Below are 20,425 nucleotides of genomic sequence, written 5' to 3'. Positions count from 1 at the left end.
TTGCCGTTTCAGAGATGAACGACGGCCAGGTCCAGGCGGCCGTAATCGTTGTCGTTGTGATCGCTGCGCGGCGGTACGTGGTGGGTTTTCATCACCTGATCGCCCTGCAGGGTTTCCAGGTGGATATCGAACCCCCACAGCCGATGCAGGTGCTTGAGCACTTCCTCAGTGGACTCGCCCAGGGGTTTGCGGTCGTGCTGCTGGTGACGCAGGGTCAGCGAGCGGTCGCCGCGCACATCGATGCTGTAGATCTGCACGTTGGGCTCGCGGTTACCCAGGTTGTATTGCGCCGCCAGGGTTTCGCGGATGGTGCGGTAGCCGGGCTCGTCGTGGATGGCCGGCACCGTGAGGTCGTCCTTGAGGTCGTCATCGAGGATGCTGAACAGCTTGAGGTCGCGAATCACCTTGGGCGACAGGTATTGCAGGATGAAACTCTCATCCTTGAAGCTGCTCATGGCGAACTTGATGGTGGAAAGCCAGTCGGTGCCGGCGATTTCCGGGAACCAGTGGCGGTCTTCTTCGGTGGGGTGTTCGCACATGCGCCGGATGTCGCGGTACATGGCAAAGCCCAGCGCATAGGGGTTGATGCCGCTGTAATACGGGCTGTCAAAGCCAGGTTGCAACACCACGCTGGTGTGGGAAGTGAGGAACTCCATCATGAAGCCGTCGGTGACCAGGCCTTCGTCGTACAGATCGTTGATCAGGGTGTAGTGCCAGAACGTTGCCCAGCCTTCGTTCATCACTTGGGTCTGGCGCTGTGGGTAAAAGTACTGGGCGATCTTACGCACGATGCGTACGATTTCCCGTTGCCAAGGCTCTAGCAGCGGCGCGTGTTTTTCCAGGAAATAAAGGATGTTTTCCTGAGGTTCGGCGGGGAAGCGTGCATTGTCCTTGTCGTTGTTTTTGCCGGCGCGTTTGGGAATGGTACGCCATAGGTCATTGATCTGCTTCTGCAGGTGTTCTTCTCGCTCCTTCTGGCGCAGGCGTTCTTCTTCCGCGGAAATCGGGTAAGGGCGTTTGTAGCGATCGACGCCGTAGTTCATCAGGGCATGGCAGGAGTCGAGTAAGTCTTCCACCGCATCGATGCCGTGGCGCTCCTCGCACTGCATGATGTACTGCTTGGCAAACACCAGGTAATCGATGATGGAACTGGCGTCGGTCCACGTGCGAAACAGGTAGTTGCCCTTAAAGAAACTGTTATGCCCGTAGCAGGCATGAGCCACCACCAGTGCCTGCATGCAGATGGTGTTTTCTTCCATCAGGTAGGCAATGCACGGGTCGGAGTTGATGACGATCTCGTAGGCCAGGCCCATCTGGCCGCGGCTGTAGGACTTCTCAGTGCTGAGGAAGTGTTTGCCGTAGGACCAATGGTGGTAGCCCAGGGGCATGCCGACCGAGGCGTAGGCGTCCATCATCTGTTCGGCGGTGATCACTTCGATCTGGTTGGGGTAGGTGTCCAGGGCATAACCGGCCGCGATACGGCTGATTTCCCGGTCGTAGGCCTGGATCAGTTCAAAGGTCCACTCGGACCCGGTGGAAATGGGTTGGCGTTTCTGCTCTTTGGCGGTCATGTCACTAACCTGCGCTGGAAGAGTTCACGGAAGACCGGGTAGATATCGCCGGCCGAGACCAATTGCTGCTGGGCGAATGTATCGGCGAAGGCTTCGCCGATGCGCTCGTATTCGAACCACAGCGCCTGATGCTCACGAGGAGTGATCTCGACATACGTGTAGTACTGCACGAATGGCATGATCTGGTTGATCAAGATATCCCGGCAGATCGGCGAGTCGTCGTTCCAGTTGTCGCCGTCGGAGGCCTGCGCTGCGTAGATATTCCAATCGTTGGCCGGGTAGCGCTCGGCCATGATTTCCTGCATCAGTTTCAACGCGCTGGAGACGATGGTGCCGCCGGTTTCCCGCGAGTAGAAGAACTCTTCTTCGTCGACTTCCCGGGCGCTGGTGTGGTGGCGGATGAAGACCACATCGATCTTGTCGTAGTTTCGCTTGAGGAACAGGTACAGCAGGATGAAAAAGCGCTTGGCGATGTCTTTGGTGGCCTGGGTCATGGAGCCAGACACGTCCATCAGGCAGAACATCACCGCCTTGGAGCTTGGGTTGGGTTGTTTGACCAGCAAGTTGTATTTCAAGTCGAAGGTGTCGAGGAACGGCACGCGGTGTATGCGCGCGCTGAGTTTCTCGATTTCCGCCTCGATTGCCTGGATATCGCCGAAGTTGTCCGGCTCTTCGCGCTTCATGCGCTCCAACTCTTCCTTGGCCTCTCTCAGTTTGGCGCGGCTGCTGCCGGACAGGGCGATACGCCGGGCATGAGCCGAACGCAGGGTGCGGATAATGTTGATTCGCGAAGGGTTGCCTTCATTGCTGATCCCGGCGCGCACGGTCTTGAACGTGTCGGTGCCGGTCAGGTTGCGCTTGACCAGGTTGGGCAGCTCTAGGTCTTCGAACATGAACTCGAGGAATTCTTCTTGGGTGATCTGGAACACGAACTCATCCATGCCTTCGCCGGAGTTACCCGCCTTGCCGGGGCCCTTGCCGCCGCCACCGCCTTGGGGGCGCGGGATATGTTCGCCGGTGGTGAATTCCTTGTTGCCCGGATGCACGACAGTCTGCTTGCCGCCCCGGCCGTGGTGCAGCACCGGTTCGTCGATGTCGCGTCCGGGAATGCTGATTTGTTCGCCATGCTCCATGTCGGTGATGGAGCGGCGGCTGACGGCCTCTTCAACGGCCTTTTTGATGTGGTCACGGTAACGCCGCAGGAAACGTTGACGGTTTACCGTGCTCTTGTTCTTGCCATTGAGGCGTCGGTCGATCACATAGCTCATGGGGAGCCCTCCGGGCAGCTTCACGTTACAAGCTTCAAGCCGCGAGCTGGAAGCTTAGAGACAAGCGGTCGCCTGCCAGGCCATGGGCCTGGCATTGCACACCTGTCGCTGCCTTACTGCGATTTGCGCACCCGCAGATACCACTCGGAGAGCAGCCGTACCTGTTTGTCGGTGTAGCCACGCTCGACCATCCGTGTAACGAAGTCGTTGTGTTTTTGCTGATCCTCCTTGCTGGCTTTGGCGTTGAAGCTGATGACCGGCAGCAGATCCTCGGTGTTGGAGAACATTTTCTTCTCGATGACCACCCGCAGCTTCTCGTAGCTGAGCCAGGTGGGGTTCTTGCCATTGTTGTTGGCGCGGGCGCGCAGCACGAAGTTGACGATTTCGTTGCGAAAATCCTTCGGATTGCTAATGCCGGCCGGTTTTTCGATCTTTTCCAGTTCCTCGTTGAGGGCCACACGGTTGAGGATTTCGCCGGTTTCGGGGTCGCGGTATTCCTGGTCCTGAATCCAGAAGTCGGCATACAGCACGTAGCGGTCGAAGATGTTCTGGCCGTACTCGCTGTAGGACTCCAGGTACGCTGTCTGGATTTCCTTGCCGATAAACTCGATATAGCGCGGCGCCAGGTATTCCTTGAGGAAGCGCAGGTAGCGTTCGCGGGTCTCGGCCTGGAACTGTTCCTGTTCGATCTGCTGTTCCAGCACATAGAGCAAGTGGACCGGGTTGGCGGCGATCTCGTGAGGGTCGAAGTTAAACACTTTGGACAGGATCTTGAACGCGAAGCGCGTCGACAGGCCGTTCATGCCCTCATCCACGCCGGCGGTGTCGCGGTATTCCTGGATAGACTTGGCCTTGGGATCGGTGTCCTTCAGGTTTTCGCCGTCGTACACACGCATCTTCGAGTAGATATTCGAGTTTTCCGGCTCCTTGAGGCGCGACAGCACAGTGAACTGCGCGAGCATCTTCAAGGTGTCGGGCGCGCAATGGGCTTTGGCCAGGGCGCTGTTGAACAGCAGCTTGTCGTAGATCTTGATTTCATCGCTGACCCGCAGGCAATACGGCACCTTGACGATGTAGATCCGGTCGATGAAGGCTTCGTTGTTCTTGTTGTTGCGGAAGGTGTGCCATTCCGATTCGTTGGAGTGGGCCAGCAAAATCCCGGTGAACGGAATCGCGCCAAGGCCTTCGGTACTGTTGTAGTTGCCTTCCTGGGTGGCGGTGAGCAGTGGGTGCAGCACCTTGATCGGGGCCTTGAACATCTCCACGAATTCCATCAGGCCCTGGTTGGCCCGGCACAGTGCGCCCGAGTAGCTGTAGGCGTCGGCGTCGTTCTGTGGGAATTCTTCCAGTTTGCGGATATCGACTTTACCCACCAGCGCCGAGATGTCCTGGTTGTTCTCGTCGCCCGGCTCGGTCTTGGCCACGCCGATCTGGTTGAGGATCGACGGGTAGAGTTTCACCACGCGGAACTGGCTGATGTCACCGCCGAACTCGGACAGGCGTTTGGTGGCCCACGGCGACATGATGGTGTTGAGATAGCGCCGTGGGATGCCGAAGTCTTCTTCGAGAATCGCGCCATCTTCCGTGGCGTTGAACAGGCCCAGGGGCGACTCGAAGACCGGTGAGCCCTTGATGGCGTAGAAGGGCACCTTCTCGATCAGTTGTTTGAGTTTTTCGGCCAGGGACGATTTACCGCCGCCAACAGGACCGAGCAGGTAGAGGATCTGTTTCTTCTCTTCCAGGCCTTGGGCGGCGTGCCGGAAGTAGGAGACGATCTGGTCGATGCACTCTTCCATGCCGTGGAAGTCTTCAAAGGCCGGGTAGCGGCGGATCACCTTGTTCGAGAAGATTCGCGACAGGCGCGAGTTATTGGCGGTGTCCACCAACTGCGGCTCGCCAATTGCCAGTAACAAGCGTTCGGCGGCAGACGCGTAGGTGCTGCGGTCGCTTTTGCACAGCTCGAGATACTCTTGCAGCGTGAGTTCTTCCTGCTGTGTGGACTCGAAGCGTTGTTGGAAGTGGCTAAAGATACTCATGACGTCGTCACCTCGCTCGATACGTGGAGCCGACGCCGGATCAATCAGTCGATGCTGGCAGTCATTGACGATCGCCAATGGCCGTTTTCCCCCCAGAACACCCTATAACGCTACCGATGACCCGCACGCCGGTGTACCGGCTCTCCCCTGATTCGGATGGCCTGCGCTTAAGGATAGTTCGGAATCTGCGAGGTAAAGGCGTGATACACAATTAGTTTGACTGCGCCGTTCGTCAGAAACGGCGCAAGCCCAAGCGTCACGCGGGATAGCGGGGGGTGAAAAAAATTATAGCAAATCGTCAGAGGCAATTTCTGCAGGATAGGTCGTGCGCCACAGCTCAAAGCCGCCGTCCAGACTATAGACGTCGGAGAAGCCTTGGCTGATGAGATAGGCGGCCGCGCTCTGGCTGGAGTTGCCGTGGTAGCAGGCCACGATCACGGGCGCGTCGAGGTCGGCGGCGCGGATGAAGTCGGCGATGTTGTGATTGTCCAGGTGTCGTGCGCCTTTGATGTGGTTCAGGGCGTAGGTCTGGGGGTCACGAATGTCCACCACCACCGCGCCTTGTTCGCGCAGGGACTGGGCTTGTTCGGGTGGGATACGTTTGAATTCGCTCATGGCGGGCTCCTTGGGCTTGGCGGCACGCGGCGTCTAGCGCTTCGCGGCGACCGTCGGGGTAAGGGGAATAGGGGAGGGGCACTGGCAGGTCAGGCGCTCGCCGGTGTCGATGTTCATCAGGGTCATGGCGCCGCCCCACACGCAGCCGGTGTCGAGGGCGAACACGCCGGGTTCATCGCATTTGCCTTCGAGGGCCGCCCAGTGACCGAAGATGATCTTCGTGTCGCGGGTCTTGCGTTCCTTGTGGGCGAACCACGGCTTGTAGCCGGGCAGCGCGGTGTCGGCGCCTTCCTTGCTCTTGAGGTCCAGCTTGCCGTCGGCGGTGCAGAAGCGCATACGTGTGAAATAGTTGGTGATCACGCGCAGGCGCGCGACGCCCGTCAGCTCGTTGTCCCATTTCACTGGCTCATTGCCGTACATGCCCTCGAGGTAGGCGATGTACCGGTTGTCATCGGCCATGGCGCTTTCGACTTCGGCAGCGCACTTGAGGGCTTTTTTCAGCGTCCACTGCGGTGGAATACCGGCGTGGACCAGCACCATGTCGCGGTGCTCGTCGTAGTGCATGATCTTTTGCCTGCGCAGCCAGTCCAGCAGGTCGACTCGGTCCGGCGCTTCGAGGATTTCCCGCAGGGTATCGCCCTTTTTCAGACGCTCGATGTTACTGCCAGCCGCCAGCAGGTGCAGGTCGTGGTTGCCCAGTACGCACACCAGGGAATCGCGCAGGCCATATAAGTAGCGCAGGGTCTCCAGGGATTCGGGGCCACGATTGACCAGGTCGCCCACCAGCCACAGGCGATCGTTCGCCGGGTCGAAGGCCACGCGTTCGAGCAGGCACTTGAGGGGTTCCAGGCAGCCTTGCAGGTCGCCGACCGCATAGGTTGCCATCAGTGCAGGGCTCCGGGCACGGCGAGACGAAATGGCTGGATGATCGCGTCGAACAGTTTGCCGTCGGTGGCTTTCATCTGATACGAGCCTTGCATGGTGCCGACCTTGGACGTCATCACCGTGCCGCTGCTGTAGGTATGGCTGGCACCGCTATCGATCAGCGGTTGCTGGCCGACAACGCCGGCACCACGCACTTCCTCCACTTGACCGTCACCGTCGGTGATCACCCAGTGGCGTGACAGCAGCTTGGCCGGCACCAGCCCGTTGTTTTTCACCGTGACGGTGTAGGCAAAGGCGAAACGGTTGTGTTCGGGTTGCGATTGGTCCGCCAGGAAGCGGGTAACGACGCTGACGTCGATCTGGTAGCGAGGATCGGACATGCAAGAGGCCTTAAAAGCAAAAGCGGAGGACAGCAGATGCGGGTCAGTCTAGGCCAAGAGGTGTGCACTAGGCCAGACATGCTGTCTGGCCGGGTGCAGGGTCGGGCTTCAGTCCGCGACGGGTGGCGGCTGGATCGCAAGCTGGTCGGCCAGGCGCACGAACGCGGCCAGGTCCAGTTGTTCCGGACGCAGGCTGCCGTCGACGCCGGCGGCTTCGATCTCGGCGTTGCTCAACAGCGCTTTGAGCGTATTGCGCAGGGTCTTGCGGCGCTGGTTGAAGGCTTCGCGCACGACGCGCTCCAACAGTTTGTGATCCTTGGCCGGGTGCGGGAGCACGGCGTGGGGCACCAGGCGCACGATGGCCGAATCGACCTTCGGCGGCGGGTTGAACGCGCCCGGGCCAACGTTGAACAGGTGTTCGACGCGGCAGTGGTACTGAACCATGATCGACAGACGGCCCCAATCACCGCCGCCCGGGCCGGCAGCCAGGCGCTCAACCACTTCTTTCTGCAACATGAAGTGCATGTCGCGGATGATCCCGGCGTTGTTCAGCAGGTGAAAGATCAGCGGCGTGGAGATGTTGTACGGCAGGTTGCCCACGACCCGCAGGCTGTTGGGCGCGGCATTGAGGCTGGTGAAGTCGAACTTCAGCGCATCGCCCTGGTGCAGGATGAAATTGGACTTGCCGCCAAACTGCTGGTTGAGGATCGGGATCAGGTCTTTATCGAGTTCAACCACGTCCAGTTGAGCGCCGCTGGCCAGCAGGCCTTGGGTCAGTGCGCCCTGGCCCGGGCCGATTTCCAGCAGGCGGTCTTCGGGCTTGGCGTGGATGGAGCGCAGGATGCGGTCAATCACGCCAGCGTCGTGCAGGAAGTTTTGCCCGAAGCGCTTGCGCGCCCGGTGTTGGTAATGCTCGGTCATATACGGGTCTCGGCCATCTGATAGGCGGTTTCCAGGGCCACGCGCAGGCTGCCGGTGTCGATCTTGCCGCTGCCTGCCAGGTCCAGGGCGGTGCCATGGTCGACGGAAGTACGGATGATCGGCAGGCCCAATGTCACGTTGACTGCGGCGCCGAAGCCTTTGTATTTCAGCACGGGCAGCCCTTGGTCATGGTACATCGCCAGCACTGCGTCGCAGTGCTCCAGATATTTGGGGGTAAACAGAGTGTCCGCAGGCAATGGGCCGCGCAGGTCCATGCCGTCTTGGCGCAGACGCTCCAGGGTGGGTTCGATGATGTCGATTTCTTCATGGCCCAAGTGGCCGCCTTCACCGGCGTGAGGGTTGAGCCCACAGACCAGGATGCGCGGTTGGGCGATGCCGAATTTTTGTTGCAGGTCGGCGTGCAGGATGCGCGTGACGCGCTCCAGACGCTCGACGGTGATGGCATCGGCCACATCGCGCAGCGGCAAGTGTGTGGTCACCAGGGCGACGCGTAGGCCATGCGTGGCCAGCATCATCACGACTTGGGCGGTGTGGGTCAGTTCGGCGAGGAATTCGGTATGGCCGGAAAAGGCGATACCGGATTCGTTGATCACGCCCTTGTGTACGGGGGCAGTGATCATGCCGGCGAAGTCGCCGTCGAGGCAGCCTTGTCCGGCGCGGGTCAGGGTTTCCAGCACAAAGGCCGCATTGGCCTTGTTCAGTTGCCCGGTGACCACCTTGGCCAGCAGCGGGGTATCCCACACATACAGGCTGCCCGCAGGGGCTGGCAGGTCGGGCCAGTTACCCGGCGCAACGTCCAGCAACTTGACGGACACGCCCAGTTGCGCGGCCCGCTCAAGGAGCAGGTCGCGGCTGGTAATGACGATCAGGGGATGTGGCTGGGGTTGCGAGGCGAGCAGCAGGCACAGGTCTGGACCAATGCCGGCCGGCTCGCCGGGTGTGACTGCGAAACGCTGGGGTTTCACTGGTTTGCCTGGTTGGTGCCTGTTTGCTCGGCGCCTGGCAGTTTGTTTTCAACGTAGGCTTCGTCACGGATCTGACGCAACCAGGTTTGCAGCTCTTCATCGTACTTGCGGTTGCGCAGCACGGTCAGGGCTTGCTGTTCGCGGGCCTGGCTGGTGTTGTCGGTGGCGCGGCGGCCAAGGACTTCCAGTACATGCCAGCCATATTGAGTCTTGAAGGGTTTGGACAGTACGCCTTGCGGGGTCTTGGCCATCACTTCCTGGAACTCCGGCACCAGCGCTTTCGGGTCGATCCAGTTGAGGTCGCCGCCGTTGAGGGCAGAGCCTGGGTCTTCCGAGAAACTTTTGGCCAGGGTGGCAAAGTCTTCGCCGCTTTCGATGCGGTCATAGATCTTCTGGGCCAGTTCCTTGGTTTGCGCTTCGGTGCGGATTTCGTTTGGTTTAACCAGGATGTGACGAACATGTACTTCGTCTTTCAGCGAGGTTTCGCCGCCACGACGTTCCAGCAGCTTGAGGATGATGAAGCCGCCAGGGGTACGGGCTGGCTGGGTAATGCCGCCCACTTCCATGGCACTCAGTTCACGGTCAAACGGAGGTGGCAATTGAGCGGCTTTGCGCCAGCCCATATCGCCGCCTTCCAAGGCGTTGTCGCTGCCGGACTGGGCAATGGCCATTTGAGCAAAGTCAGCACCGCCCTTCAGGCGATCATAGATCGCCTGGGTTTTGGCGGCGGCGGCATTGAGCTGCTCGGAGTTGGCGCTGTCCGGTGTCGGGATCAGGATGTTGGCCAGGTGCAGTTCTTCGGAGAGCTGCATCTTGCCCAGGTCCGATGCGAGGAAGTTCTTCACTTCCTGCTCGGAGACCTGAACTCGCTCGGCCACACGGCGCTGACGCACACGGCTGATGATCATTTCGCGGCGGATCTGGTCACGTGCGTCCTCATAGGACAGGCCATCGTGGGCCAGGGCGGCGCGGAATTGATCGATGCTCATGTTGTTGCGTTGCGCGATGGTGCCGACGGCCTGGTTCAGTTCTTCGTCCGAAATACGGATGCCGGAACGGTCGCCGATCTGCAACTGCAGGTTTTCGACGATCAGGCGCTCTAGGACCTGTTGGTCCAGGACGCTGGTAGGCGGCACGCCACCGCCACGCTTGGCGATGGTTTGCTGAACTTCCTTGACCCGTTGGTCCAGTTGGCTCTGCATGATCACGTCGTTATCGACGATGGCCACGACCTTATCCAGCTGTTGAACCGCGGCATGCGCCGATACGGTACCCAGGAACAGCGCGCCCAGCACGAGCGGGCGCAGACAATCAGAAAGCTTGATCTTCACGTTCACGATAACCTTGAATGCCTTTGTCGAGGAAGCTCTCTACCTTGGCGCCGGTCAGGCCGCCGAGTCCTTTGAGGACGATCTGGAGGAAGAGCCCGTGGTCACCCTTTTCGTTAAGCGGGGCGATCTGGCTGTATTCGTCGTTGGAAACCCAGTAACGGTTGATGACGCGCAGTTTCCAGCAGCAGTTGTCGTACTCGAAACCACCGAAGGCTTCCAGGGTACGGTTGCGGGCGTAATCGTACTGCCAGCGGGTGATCAGGTTCCACTGGGGAATGATCGGCCACATCATCGAGAAGTCGTGTTGTTGGATTTTGTAGTAATCCTTCACGTAGTTATCTGTACCAGGAGTGCCGTAGTCGCCGCCAAACTGCCATTTGCCGGTCAGCTGGTTGTAGACCACCTGGTCATTGCGATAGCGATAACCGAGGTTGACGACCTTGTTCGGGTTGTCTTCCGGCTGGTAGTGGAACATCGCGCTGCCGGAACGTGGGGCGTGGCTTTCAGTGTCCCAGTTGTAATCGGCAGTGGCGCGCCAGTCGCGGTTGAAGCGGAACTCGTAGTCCAGGGCGATGGGCGATACGTTCGACTGCGCATCGGCGCGGTCGGCTGCCACGATACCCGGCAGTTGAACTTCGCGGTCCTTGAAGTACAAAGCCTGGCCGACGCTGACGCGTTGGCGTTCGAAGCCGTTTTCTTCGATCCAGCGGCTAGTAACACCCAGGGACAGTTTGTTCTCATCGCCGATCCGGTCGGTGCCGCTGAAGCGGTTGTCACGGAAGAGCGAGGCGTAGCTGAACGAGTATTCGCTGGTGTCGAAAACCGGGATGTCGCTCTGGTCTTTATTTGGCACATAAAGGTAGAACGCACGCGGTTCGAGGGTTTGGCGATAGTCTTTGCCGAACCAGTTGGTGTTGCGGTCGAAGTACAGGCCGCTGTCGACGCTGGCGATTGGCACGGCGCGGTCTTGCGAACTTTTGAACGTCTGACCGGCTGCAGCCATTTGCGTCTTGCCGGTACCGTCAAGGTCGAGGTCGTACTTGGTATAGACGTACTTCAACTTCGGCGTAATAAAACCGTAGGTCCAGTTCATCGGGTAGTCGACGGCGGGGGCCGCGTTCAAACGCGTACCGTTTGCACGGGTCAGGCCTGTGACGTATGTGTCCAGTCGAGCCGACTCTACGCCATTCTGATCGGTAAACGTGCCGTTTTCGAGGCTGCGTTCAAAGCGAACCGCTTCGGTCTCGTAGGTAAAATTCAACCCGCCCGGATGGTACGGCAGCGCACCATTGAAAGTGATCTGAGGCAACCGATCATATGGCGTGATCTGAGAGATCGTTGCCAACTGATAAGCCTGGACGTTCAAGCGCGCTTGGTAAGAATCGCCTCGATAAGCCACAGACCCTTGCTGGTTCAGGAAATCGCGACTCTGAACCCCTTCTTCATACGACTTCAAATCCTGGAAGTAGTAAGGATCGCTGATCTTGGTGTAATCCACCTGAGTCGTCAGACGCGAATCCAGCCCGCCCTTATGCTGCCAATTGAGCATATAGCGCGTTTTTTCGTAATCGGTCTGCTTGCTGCGTTCGTCGCTGTCGTCGTTCAGGTACGCGCCGCCGAACTGGCCTTCGCTGGATTTGGTGAGGTAGCGGAATTCGCCTTCCATCAACAAGCCGCGTTTGGTCATGTATTGCGGGTACAACGTGGCGTCGTAGTTCGGTGCCAGGTTGAAGTAGTAAGGCGTCACCAGCGTAAAGCCAGTCTCGCTGCCGGTGCTGAAGCTCGGCGGCAGGAAGCCGGATTGACGACGGTTGTCGATCGGGAAATAGATGTAAGGGGTGTACAGGATCGGGATGTTCTTGATCCGCAACGTCGCGTTGGTGGCAGTACCGAAACCGGTGGCCGGGTTCAACGTGATGTTGTTGCCCTTGAGCTGCCAGGCGTTGCTGTCTGGCTCGCAGGTGGTGTACGTACCGTCCTTGAGACGGATGATCGCGTTTTCGGCGCGCTTGGCGTACAGCGCGTTACCGCGCACGCGTGACTTGTGCATCACGTATTCGGCGTTGTCGATCTGCGCCGCGCCGGTATCGAGCTGGACCTGGGCGTGGTCGCCGACGATCAGGGCGCCGTTGTCGCGCAGACGGACATTGCCGTTCAGCTCGCCACGGTTTTCGGCCTGGTACAGGCTGGCTTCCTCAGACTCCAGCTGCATGCTGCCCTGGCGCATGACGACGTCACCGGCCAGGGTCGCGACCTGTTGTTCCTGCTCGTAACGCGAAGCCTTGGCGCCGATGAAGGTCGGTGCATCGCTCTGGTTCGTCTTGTCGTTCATGCCAGGACGAGTCGGCTCGATGTACGCGCCGGAGCAATAAGGGCCGGTTTCAGCCAGTTGGGCGGCGGTCAGCTTCTCGCGGGGCACCCAGTCCAGGTGGCTGTAGTCGGCGCTGCGCGAACGCAGGCCACGGCCCTTGGCTTCGGTGACCAGCATGGTCTTCGGCTCGGCCTCGGTGCTGCCTTCAGCGTTGGCTTGCGCCGTGCCGTTGGCCGAGCTGACGGCTGCACCGTCATGCACCGGGCGCGGTGGCAATGGGGCGGCGGCGGTTTTCGGCGCGCAATCCCAGGCACCCGAAGCAGAGACTGAGCAGTCATACTGTTCCGCGGCGACCACGAATGAGGTGGCGAAAGGTTGCATGGCCAGCAGACTGCCGGTTACCAGCAACGGAAATTTTCTACGAAACGCGGGGGATTTCAATGCCATCTTATTAGTCCGGGCTTCCTGCGTGCCATCTGCCCGCGGTGTGGGCCGCACGCCTCTCGATGGTCTGAAAAAGATGCGTGATAATAAAGCATGACCCGCTTGACGGCTAGCGCCGTCGGAGACCCTTGTAATGCCCGAGCAAGATCTACGTTTACAACAGCTGAAAGTCTGGCTGGATGAGCAGTTGCCGATCCTCTTCAACGCTCAGGACTGGGGCGTCGTACCCCCGGCCACATTGACCGCGGCCAGTAGTGACGCGAGTTTCAGGCGCTACTTCCGCTGGGAAGGCGGGGCGCATACTTTCGTGGTGATGGACGCTCCACCCCCCCAGGAAAACTGCAAACCTTTCGTCGATATCGCCGATTTGTTGGCGAAATCCGGAATAAATGTGCCAAAAATTTATGCAGAAGATTTGCCGCGCGGCTTTCTTTTGCTCAACGACCTGGGCAGAAAAACCTACCTGGACGTGATTGACGAGCAAAATGCCGATCAATTGTTTGCCGATGCCATCGACGCCTTGCTGGCTTTTCAGCAGTTGCCGATGCACGCGCCGCTGCCCAGCTATGACGTCGCTTTACTGCGCCGCGAGCTGGAACTCTTCCCCGAATGGTACGCGCGCCGCCACCTGGGTATCGAATTCGACGCGCACCAGCAGGCGCTCTGGCAGCGTGTCAGCGAGCGCCTGATCGACAGCGCCCTGGCCCAGCCGAAAGTGCTGGTACACCGCGACTACATGCCGCGCAACCTGATGATCAGCGAGCCCAACCCCGGCGTGCTGGACTTCCAGGACGCGGTCTATGGCCCGGTGACCTACGACATCACTTGCCTGTTCAAGGACGCGTTCCTCAGCTGGCCCCAGGCCCGCGTGCGCGAATGGCAGCGCGGCTACTGGGAGCGCGCCGCGACGCTGGGCATCCCGGTGCAGGCGGATTTCGACGACTTCCAGCGCGCCTGCGACCTGATGGGCGTGCAGCGTCACCTCAAGGTGATCGGTATCTTCGCGCGCATTTGCCACCGCGACGGCAAGCCACGCTACCTGGCCGACGTGCCGCGCTTCTTTGCCTATATAGAAGCGGTGCTGGCGGACCGCCCGGAGCTGGGCGAACTGGCTGAACTGTTGGCCAGCCTGCGCGAACCCGCCGAGGCGAGCGTATGAAGGCGATGATCCTGGCGGCCGGCAAAGGCGAGCGGATGCGTCCGCTCACCTTGCACACGCCCAAGCCGCTGGTGCAGGCGGGCGGCAAACGCCTGATCGAGTACCACCTGGAAGCGCTGGCCAGGGCCGGTTTCAGCGATATCGTGATCAACCATGCCTGGCTCGGCCAGCAGATCGAAAGCTATTTGGGCGACGGTGCGCAGTTTGGTCTGCGCATCCGCTACTCCCCCGAGGGCGAGCCTTTGGAAACCGGCGGCGGGATTTTCCAGGCATTGTCGTTGCTGGGGGGTGAGCCCTTTGTGGTGGTCAATGGCGATATCTGGACCGACTACGACTTCGCCCAGCTCCAGCGCCCCCTCCAGGGCCTGGCCCACTTGGTGATGGTCGATAACCCGGCGCATCACCCCTCGGGCGGAGATTTCTACCTGGATCATGGCGTGCTTCATGATGCAGCGCCCGGTGCCGATAACCTGACCTTCAGTGGCATTTCAGTGCTCGACCCCAAATTGTTCGCGGGTTGCAGCGCCGGTGCTTTCAAGCTGGCGCCGTTGTTGCGCGCGGCGATGGCGAAAGGGCAGGTAACGGGGGAACACATGACGGGACGCTGGATTGATGTCGGCACGCTAGAGCGCCTGGCGCAAGTCGAAACCCTGCTGACAGCGGGGCGCTAAGATGTTGTGGCCAGGGACGCTGATCGGCGCCGGGGCTGGCTTCGCCATTGCCAGTATTCCGGGTGGCTTGTTGGGCGCCTTGCTGGGGCAGGCGCTGGATCGCCGCCTGCAACTGCAAAGCTGGGCACAATTGCGTGAGCGCCTGGGCGGGCGCCCGGCGTTGCGCAATGACGAACTGTTGTTTGTGCTGCTGGGCCGCCTGGCCAAAAGCAATGGCCGCGTGGTGGACGGGCATATCCAGCAGGCACGCCAGGAAATGCGTGCGCTGGACATGACGGAGCCGGCCCAGCGCCGCGCGATTACGGCGTTCAATCGCGGTAAATCCGGTTCTGACCGGGTGCGTGCCTACCTGCGCGTCCTCAAGTCCCAGCCCCACGCGGCAGAAGGCGTATTGCGCGCCTGTTGGCGGATGGCTTGGGCGGATGGCCGTGCGGATGATGCCGAGCGCGACTTGATCAGCCTGTGGGGCAAGTGGTTGGGCTGGACACCACAACAGCTTCAGGCGCTGGCCGCCGATTACGCGCCGGAGCGCAAGCCAGTGGCCAGCCGTGGCGCAGCGTATCAGGAGGCGTTGCGGATTCTGGGGGTGACCACCACCACCGAACCGTCGGTGATCAAGCACGCCTATCGCCGCCTGCTCAGCCGCCATCACCCGGACAAAATCGCCGGCACCGGTGCCAGCCCGGCGCAAGTGCTTGAGGCCACCGAGCGAACCCGCGAACTGCATAACGCCTATACGTTGATTCGCGAGCGGCGGGATTTCTGATAGTCGCCCCGTTTTGGCGCGGGCGATCAGCTGTCTTTGGGCTCGGGGCTCAACCACCCGCGAACCCGTCGATACAGCTGCTCATGCTCGGCTGCACTGTTACCGGGCACGGTCTTGAGTGACACCTGCTTGTAGCCGTTATTCTTCAAACGTTTGGCGGCCTGGGCGCGTTCCCGTGCGGTGTCTCGGTCCTGGGCGGCGTCCTGGTAGAAGACATCCGCCGTGGGCACTTTCAAACCCGGGGCGAGTTGTTGCAGGTCCGGTTGGCGACCTACAGGTGCCTTGCCCGCAACCATCACCAGCTTCTGCACCTGGCTCGGTTGTTTCTCGCTCAGGTAACGCGCGGCCCACCAGGCGCCGCTGCCATGGCCGAGCAGCACGACGCTGCGGGCGCCTTGGGTCTGGGCGAAAGCGACGGCGGCATCGATGCGCTCGAAGATGCGCTTGGCATCGGTCTTGTCCTGTTCATCCGCGCCCGGCACCACGGCCGGGTCGGTGCCTTCGGCTTCTGCGCTGGCGGCTTGCTCGATCGGTTTTGCGGCGGTGCTGCCGTCTTTGCTGCTGGTGTCGACGGCAGCCTTGGGCGCCTCGATCACCCGTGGCGGCAACGTGTCCAGGTTCACGTCCGGCAGCGATAGGCTGAGGGTGCTCCAACCGGCATCCGGCAATTTACGCCGCAATGGCGCAATTGCTTGCGGCGAGTCAGCATTTTCACCCGCGCCTGGGACGATAATCACCACGCCTTCGGCTTCGGCGCTGTTGGCCGGTTTCCACAGGGCCAGGAATGAATCGCTGCCGGCCTGCAACTGTTGCTGTTCTTCCCGTGGGATTTGGCGCTCGAGGGCGCTGGCTTCTTCCTGGCTACGCTCCGGCAGGGGCAGGCGTTCGAGCGGTTTTTCGGCTGCCGGCGCAGGCGCGTCGGCGGCCTGGGCAGAAAAGACGGCGGTAAAGAGGAGTGACAGGCACAATGCTGGCAGTGCCGAACGGTTTCGAGGTGGCATCGTTTATTCCCGGCCAGAAGTGATTCCAGCAGCCTAATGGGTTGGTCAGTATTTGTCAGTGATGTGAGACGTGGATCATGGGTTTTCGCTGTCTGCTGGTTATCGGCTGTATGTGCTTTGCCTTGATGGCGGGGGCGGCGCCTGCGCCTGTCGCGGCGCAAGCGCAGCTCACTGTGCCGCAACGCGAATGGCTGGCGCAGCACCCGGAATTGCGGGTGGGCCTGGTCTTGCAGGCGCCGTATGCGCAATACGATCGGCGTCTGCAGCGGTTGTCGGGGGCCAATGTCGAGTTGATGCAATGGCTGGCTAAGGCCCTGAACATCGAGCTGACGTGGCGCAACTTCCCCACTCAGGAGCAACTGGAAGCCGCCCTGCGCGACGGCGAGGTGGACATTGCTCCCGGTCTGCAGCAAACCCCGGCCGGTTTGCGTCTGTGGTTGTTCACGGACCCGTATATGCGCGTGCCCCAGCACATCGTCGGTGTCCGTGAGGGCGGCGGTGCGGTGGAGCTGGAAAAACTCGACGAGCATTCCCGCGTTGCTGTGCGCATGCCCAGCGCCGTGGCCGATTACTTGCGCAGCACTTATCCCGGCCTTAACGTGCAAGGCGTGCCCATGGAACGCCAGGCCTTGCAGTTGCTGGTCAGCCAGCAGGCACGCTATGCCGTGGTGGATGAGGCGCAACTGAGCCGGTTGTCGGGCGAGGCTGAGTTTTCCGGGCTGGCGGTGGTCGGCGATATCGGCCTGCCGCAATTGCTGCGCGTGGCGACCCGCCGCGACTGGCCGGAACTGTCCGGCATCATGGAAAGCGCGTTGCGCGCCATCCCCGCCCGCGATCTGGACCAGTTGCACAACCGCTGGCTGCAACCCAAATACCCGCGTCTATCCGAGTCTCCCGGCCTGTGGCAAAACCTCTGCCTGCTGTTGGGGTTGCTGCTGCTCGCCAGCCTCGCGGTAGTGTTTTGGCAGCGTCGCCAGCAACGAGTACTGGAGCACAACCTGCTCGCCGCTCGCGAAGAAAGCGCCGCACGCGCTGCCGGCGCCGAAGCGCTGCGCCTGACACAATTTTCCATCGATCAAAGTACCGTCGGCATCCTCTGGGTCAATTGGGACAGTCATGTGCGCTACGCCAACCTGGCGGCGGAAACCATGCTCGGCTACGGTCCCGGCGCGTTGATCGAGCGTCCGCTGGCCGATTTCGACCCGAGCCTGAGCATGGACCGCTGGCTGAACCTATGGAAACGCGCGCGCAACAGTGAAGACGGCCCGCAGCACTTCGCCGCCGACTGCCTGCGCGCAGACGGCAGCATCCTGCCGGCCGAGGTGTCGTTGAGCTTTCTGCGGTTTGCCGAAGGCGAATACTTGGTGGTCTACCTTAATGACGTCACCGAGCGTCGCCGCTATGTGGCCGCGTTGCTGCAAAGCGAAGCGCAGTTGCGTGAGCTGTCGGCGCACCTGGAAACCGTGCGCGAAGAAGAAAAGGCGCGCATCGCCCGGGAAGTACACGACGAACTTGGGCAAATGCTCACCGTGCTCAAGCTGGAAACCTCCATGTGCGAGTTGGCCTATGCGCAACTGGACCCCGGCCTGAACGAGCGCCTGAACAGCATGAAGCGCCTGATTGCCCAACTGTTTCAATTGGTGCGCGACGTGGCCACCGCGTTGCGCCCGCCAATTCTCGACGCGGGGATCGCCTCGGCCATCGAGTGGCAGGCGCGGCGCTTCGAAGCGCGCACGCAGATTCCCTGCCTGGTGCAAGTCCCGGATAACCTGCCGGCCTTGAGCGATGCCAAGGCCATCGGCCTGTTCCGTATCCTGCAGGAGGCGCTGACCAATGTGATGCGCCATGCGCAGGCGCATACTGTCGAATTGACCCTGGCGGTGGAGGGCAAGCAACTGCGGCTGACCATCAGCGACGATGGCGTCGGTTTCGTCGAGGCCCAGGGTCGCCCGGTGTCGTTTGGCCTGGTCGGCATGCGTGAGCGTGTGCTGATCATGGGCGGGCAGTTGAGCCTGGACAGCGAGCTGGGGGAGGGCACCACCCTGAGTGTGACGGTGCCGCTGGATGCATAACGATAAGAGGAAGCCCCTGTGATCCGTGTACTGGTAGCCGAAGACCACACCATCGTGCGTGAAGGCATCAAGCAATTGATCGGCCTGGCCAAAGACCTGCTGGTGGTGGGCGAGGCGGGCAATGGCGAGCAGTTGCTGGAGACCTTGCGCCATGTGCCTTGCGAGGTGGTGCTGCTGGATATCTCGATGCCTGGCGTCAACGGCCTGGAAGCCATTGCGCGGATTCGTGCGCTGAGCAACCCGCCGGCGATCCTGGTGCTGTCGATGCACGATGAAGCGCAGATGGCCGCGCGGGCCTTGAAGGTGGGCGCGGCCGGTTATGCCACCAAGGACAGCGACCCGGCCCTGCTCCTGATGGCGATTCGCAAGGTTGCGGCCGGTGGTCGTTATATCGACCCGGACCTGGCCGACCGCATGGTCTTCGAGGTCGGCCTGACCGATTCACGGCCCTTGCATTCGCTGCTGTCGGAGCGCGAGTTCTCGGTGTTCGAGCGCCTGGCCCAGGGCGCCAACGTCAACGACATCGCCCAGCAACTGGCGTTGAGCAGCAAGACCATCAGCACCCACAAGGCGCGCCTGATGCAAAAACTCAATATCACCTCCCTGGCGGAACTGGTGAAGTACGCCATGGAACACAAGCTGCTCTGACGACATGCCTGTTTGCGACCCCCTTCAAAGCGACAGTTGCCGGTTCTTGCCGCTTGCAGCCTGGCGCTCATAGCGGCTCTGTCCTATCCCCGCCATCGCTGTAGGGCATGCCCTACCCACAACCTTCCATCCGGCTGATGTGATTCTCTCCTGGCCCCCGATTTCCGGGGCCCCGTCCCTGGACTACGCTTGTGCCACAGCAGTCCAAAATACAAAGGTGCGGGTATGAGCGAGGTGGATTCAAATGATGTGCTGGTCAGCTTTCGTGGCGTGCAGAAGAGCTACGACGGCGAGAACCTGATCGTCAAGGACCTCAACCTGGAGATTCGCAAGGGCGAGTTCCTCACCCTGCTAGGGCCGTCGGGTTCGGGTAAGACCACCAGCCTGATGATGCTTGCCGGTTTCGAAACGCCGACCGCTGGCGAAATTCAGCTGGCCGGGCGCGCGATCAACAACGTGCCGCCGCACAAGCGTGATATCGGCATGGTGTTCCAGAACTACGCGCTGTTCCCGCACATGACCGTGGCCGAGAACCTGGCGTTTCCGCTGTCGGTGCGGGGGTTGAGCAAGACCGATGTCAGCGAGCGGGTTAAACGCGTGCTGAGCATGGTCCAGCTCGACGCCTTCGCCCAGCGCTACCCGGCGCAACTCTCCGGCGGCCAGCAACAGCGTGTGGCATTGGCTCGGGCGCTGGTGTTCGAACCGCAGTTGGTGCTGATGGACGAACCCCTCGGCGCCCTCGACAAGCAATTGCGCGAGCACATGCAGATGGAGATCAAGCACCTGCACCAACGCCTCGGCGTGACCGTGGTGTATGTGACCCACGATCAGGGCGAAGCCTTGACCATGTCGGACCGGGTGGCCGTGTTCCACCAGGGCGAGATCCAGCAGATCGCTGCGCCGCGCACCTTGTATGAAGAGCCGAAGAACACCTTCGTCGCCAACTTCATCGGCGAAAACAACCGTCTCAACGGTCGCCTGCACAGCCACACCGGCGACCGCTGCGTAGTCGAGCTGGCGCGGGGCGAGAAAGTCGAGGCGCTGGCGGTGAACGTCGGCCAGGTCGGCGGCCCGGTGACCTTGTCGGTGCGGCCTGAGCGCGTCAGCCTCAATGGCTCCAGCGAACGTTGCGTGAACCGCTTCTCCGGGCGAGTAGCGGAATTCGTTTACCTGGGCGACCACGTGCGCGTGCGCCTGGAAGTCTGCGGCATGACCGATTTTTTTGTGAAACAACCGATCGCCGAGCTGGACCCGGCACTGGCGGTCGGCGACGTGGTACCGATTGGCTGGCAAGTCGAGCACGTTCGCGCACTCGACCCACTTCTAGAGGCGAAATAATCGCCCCCATGGCTTCACCAAC

The 20,425-nt window shown here is 61.0% G+C and carries 17 protein-coding genes; 6 read left to right on the top strand and 11 right to left on the bottom strand.

Features of this window, described 5'->3' with window-relative positions:
* Positions 1-8: 8 nt before the first annotated feature.
* From ACS5Q8_RS26280 to ACS5Q8_RS26235, 10 genes are all read right to left on the bottom strand, one after another.
* Positions 9-1,571 (bottom strand): SpoVR family protein, encoded by a 1,563-nt coding sequence (locus tag ACS5Q8_RS26280; RefSeq protein WP_426102330.1) that lies wholly within the window; start codon positions 1,569-1,571, stop codon positions 9-11.
* Entirely contained in the window at positions 1,568-2,839 is a 1,272-nt protein-coding gene (locus ACS5Q8_RS26275) for a YeaH/YhbH family protein (RefSeq protein ID WP_276195139.1), read from the bottom strand. Before ACS5Q8_RS26275 ends, ACS5Q8_RS26280 begins: the two co-directional genes overlap by 4 nt.
* Before the next feature lie 113 nt (positions 2,840-2,952).
* Positions 2,953-4,875: a PrkA family serine protein kinase gene (locus ACS5Q8_RS26270; RefSeq protein WP_426102332.1), complete on the bottom strand. Its 1,923-nt coding sequence runs from the start codon at positions 4,873-4,875 to the stop codon at positions 2,953-2,955.
* Positions 4,876-5,160: 285 nt separating this feature from the next.
* A complete protein-coding gene (gene glpE / locus ACS5Q8_RS26265) occupies positions 5,161-5,490 on the bottom strand; it encodes a thiosulfate sulfurtransferase GlpE (protein WP_465159570.1) in 330 nt (109 codons plus the stop codon).
* A gap of 33 nt (positions 5,491-5,523) precedes the next feature.
* On the bottom strand, positions 5,524-6,375 hold the full coding sequence (locus ACS5Q8_RS26260; protein ID WP_465159569.1) for a symmetrical bis(5'-nucleosyl)-tetraphosphatase: 852 nt from the start codon (positions 6,373-6,375) through the stop codon (positions 5,524-5,526).
* On the bottom strand, positions 6,375-6,755 hold the full coding sequence (gene apaG, locus ACS5Q8_RS26255; protein ID WP_247395841.1) for a Co2+/Mg2+ efflux protein ApaG: 381 nt from the start codon (positions 6,753-6,755) through the stop codon (positions 6,375-6,377). The genes ACS5Q8_RS26260 and apaG overlap by 1 nt, the downstream gene beginning before the upstream one ends.
* A 108-nt stretch (positions 6,756-6,863) precedes the next feature.
* Positions 6,864-7,676, bottom strand: coding sequence for a 16S rRNA (adenine(1518)-N(6)/adenine(1519)-N(6))-dimethyltransferase RsmA (gene rsmA / locus ACS5Q8_RS26250; RefSeq protein WP_017847810.1), 813 nt, complete (start codon positions 7,674-7,676; stop codon positions 6,864-6,866).
* Complete coding sequence (gene pdxA / locus ACS5Q8_RS26245) at positions 7,673-8,662, bottom strand: 4-hydroxythreonine-4-phosphate dehydrogenase PdxA (RefSeq protein WP_276195136.1); 990 nt, start codon at positions 8,660-8,662, stop codon at positions 7,673-7,675. Before pdxA ends, rsmA begins: the two co-directional genes overlap by 4 nt.
* Positions 8,659-9,999 carry a peptidylprolyl isomerase gene (locus ACS5Q8_RS26240; protein WP_276195135.1) on the bottom strand — a complete coding sequence of 447 codons (1,341 nt, stop codon included), beginning with the start codon at positions 9,997-9,999 and terminating at the stop codon, positions 8,659-8,661. Before ACS5Q8_RS26240 ends, pdxA begins: the two co-directional genes overlap by 4 nt.
* Complete coding sequence (locus ACS5Q8_RS26235; RefSeq protein WP_276195134.1) at positions 9,974-12,751, bottom strand: LPS-assembly protein LptD; 2,778 nt, start codon at positions 12,749-12,751, stop codon at positions 9,974-9,976. Before ACS5Q8_RS26235 ends, ACS5Q8_RS26240 begins: the two co-directional genes overlap by 26 nt.
* Before the next feature lie 130 nt (positions 12,752-12,881).
* Between ACS5Q8_RS26235 and ACS5Q8_RS26230 the strand changes: the two genes are divergently transcribed.
* The 3 genes from ACS5Q8_RS26230 to ACS5Q8_RS26220 are packed head-to-tail and all read left to right on the top strand — an operon-like array spanning position 12,882 to position 15,344.
* Positions 12,882-13,907 (top strand): aminoglycoside phosphotransferase family protein, encoded by a 1,026-nt coding sequence (locus ACS5Q8_RS26230; RefSeq protein WP_276195133.1) that lies wholly within the window; start codon positions 12,882-12,884, stop codon positions 13,905-13,907.
* Positions 13,904-14,578, top strand: coding sequence for an N-acetylmuramate alpha-1-phosphate uridylyltransferase MurU (murU, locus tag ACS5Q8_RS26225; protein ID WP_426102344.1), 675 nt, complete (start codon positions 13,904-13,906; stop codon positions 14,576-14,578). Before ACS5Q8_RS26230 ends, murU begins: the two co-directional genes overlap by 4 nt.
* A 1-nt stretch (position 14,579) precedes the next feature.
* The gene (locus ACS5Q8_RS26220; RefSeq protein ID WP_276195131.1) at positions 14,580-15,344 is read left to right on the top strand and encodes a TerB family tellurite resistance protein; all 765 of its coding nucleotides are present in this window, start codon (positions 14,580-14,582) and stop codon (positions 15,342-15,344) included.
* A gap of 26 nt (positions 15,345-15,370) precedes the next feature.
* Here the strand turns inward: ACS5Q8_RS26220 and ACS5Q8_RS26215 are convergent, their stop codons facing one another.
* Entirely contained in the window at positions 15,371-16,345 is a 975-nt protein-coding gene (locus ACS5Q8_RS26215; RefSeq protein ID WP_465159568.1) for an alpha/beta hydrolase family protein, read from the bottom strand.
* 77 nt (positions 16,346-16,422) lie between these two features.
* On the opposite strand from ACS5Q8_RS26215, the gene ACS5Q8_RS26210 reads away from it, so the two are divergent.
* The 3 genes from ACS5Q8_RS26210 (at position 16,423) to ACS5Q8_RS26200 (ending at position 20,403) form a co-directional block, all read left to right on the top strand.
* Positions 16,423-18,417, top strand: coding sequence for a sensor histidine kinase (locus ACS5Q8_RS26210; protein ID WP_465159567.1), 1,995 nt, complete (start codon positions 16,423-16,425; stop codon positions 18,415-18,417).
* A gap of 18 nt (positions 18,418-18,435) precedes the next feature.
* A complete protein-coding gene (locus tag ACS5Q8_RS26205; RefSeq protein WP_017847801.1) occupies positions 18,436-19,065 on the top strand; it encodes a response regulator in 630 nt (209 codons plus the stop codon).
* A 225-nt stretch (positions 19,066-19,290) separates the two neighbouring features.
* Positions 19,291-20,403 (top strand): ABC transporter ATP-binding protein, encoded by a 1,113-nt coding sequence (locus ACS5Q8_RS26200; protein ID WP_276195127.1) that lies wholly within the window; start codon positions 19,291-19,293, stop codon positions 20,401-20,403.
* Positions 20,404-20,425 lie beyond the last annotated feature (22 nt).

The organism is Pseudomonas sp. PAMC25584 (genome assembly GCF_058135675.1).
This window is presented reverse-complemented; position numbering and strand designations above follow the sequence as displayed.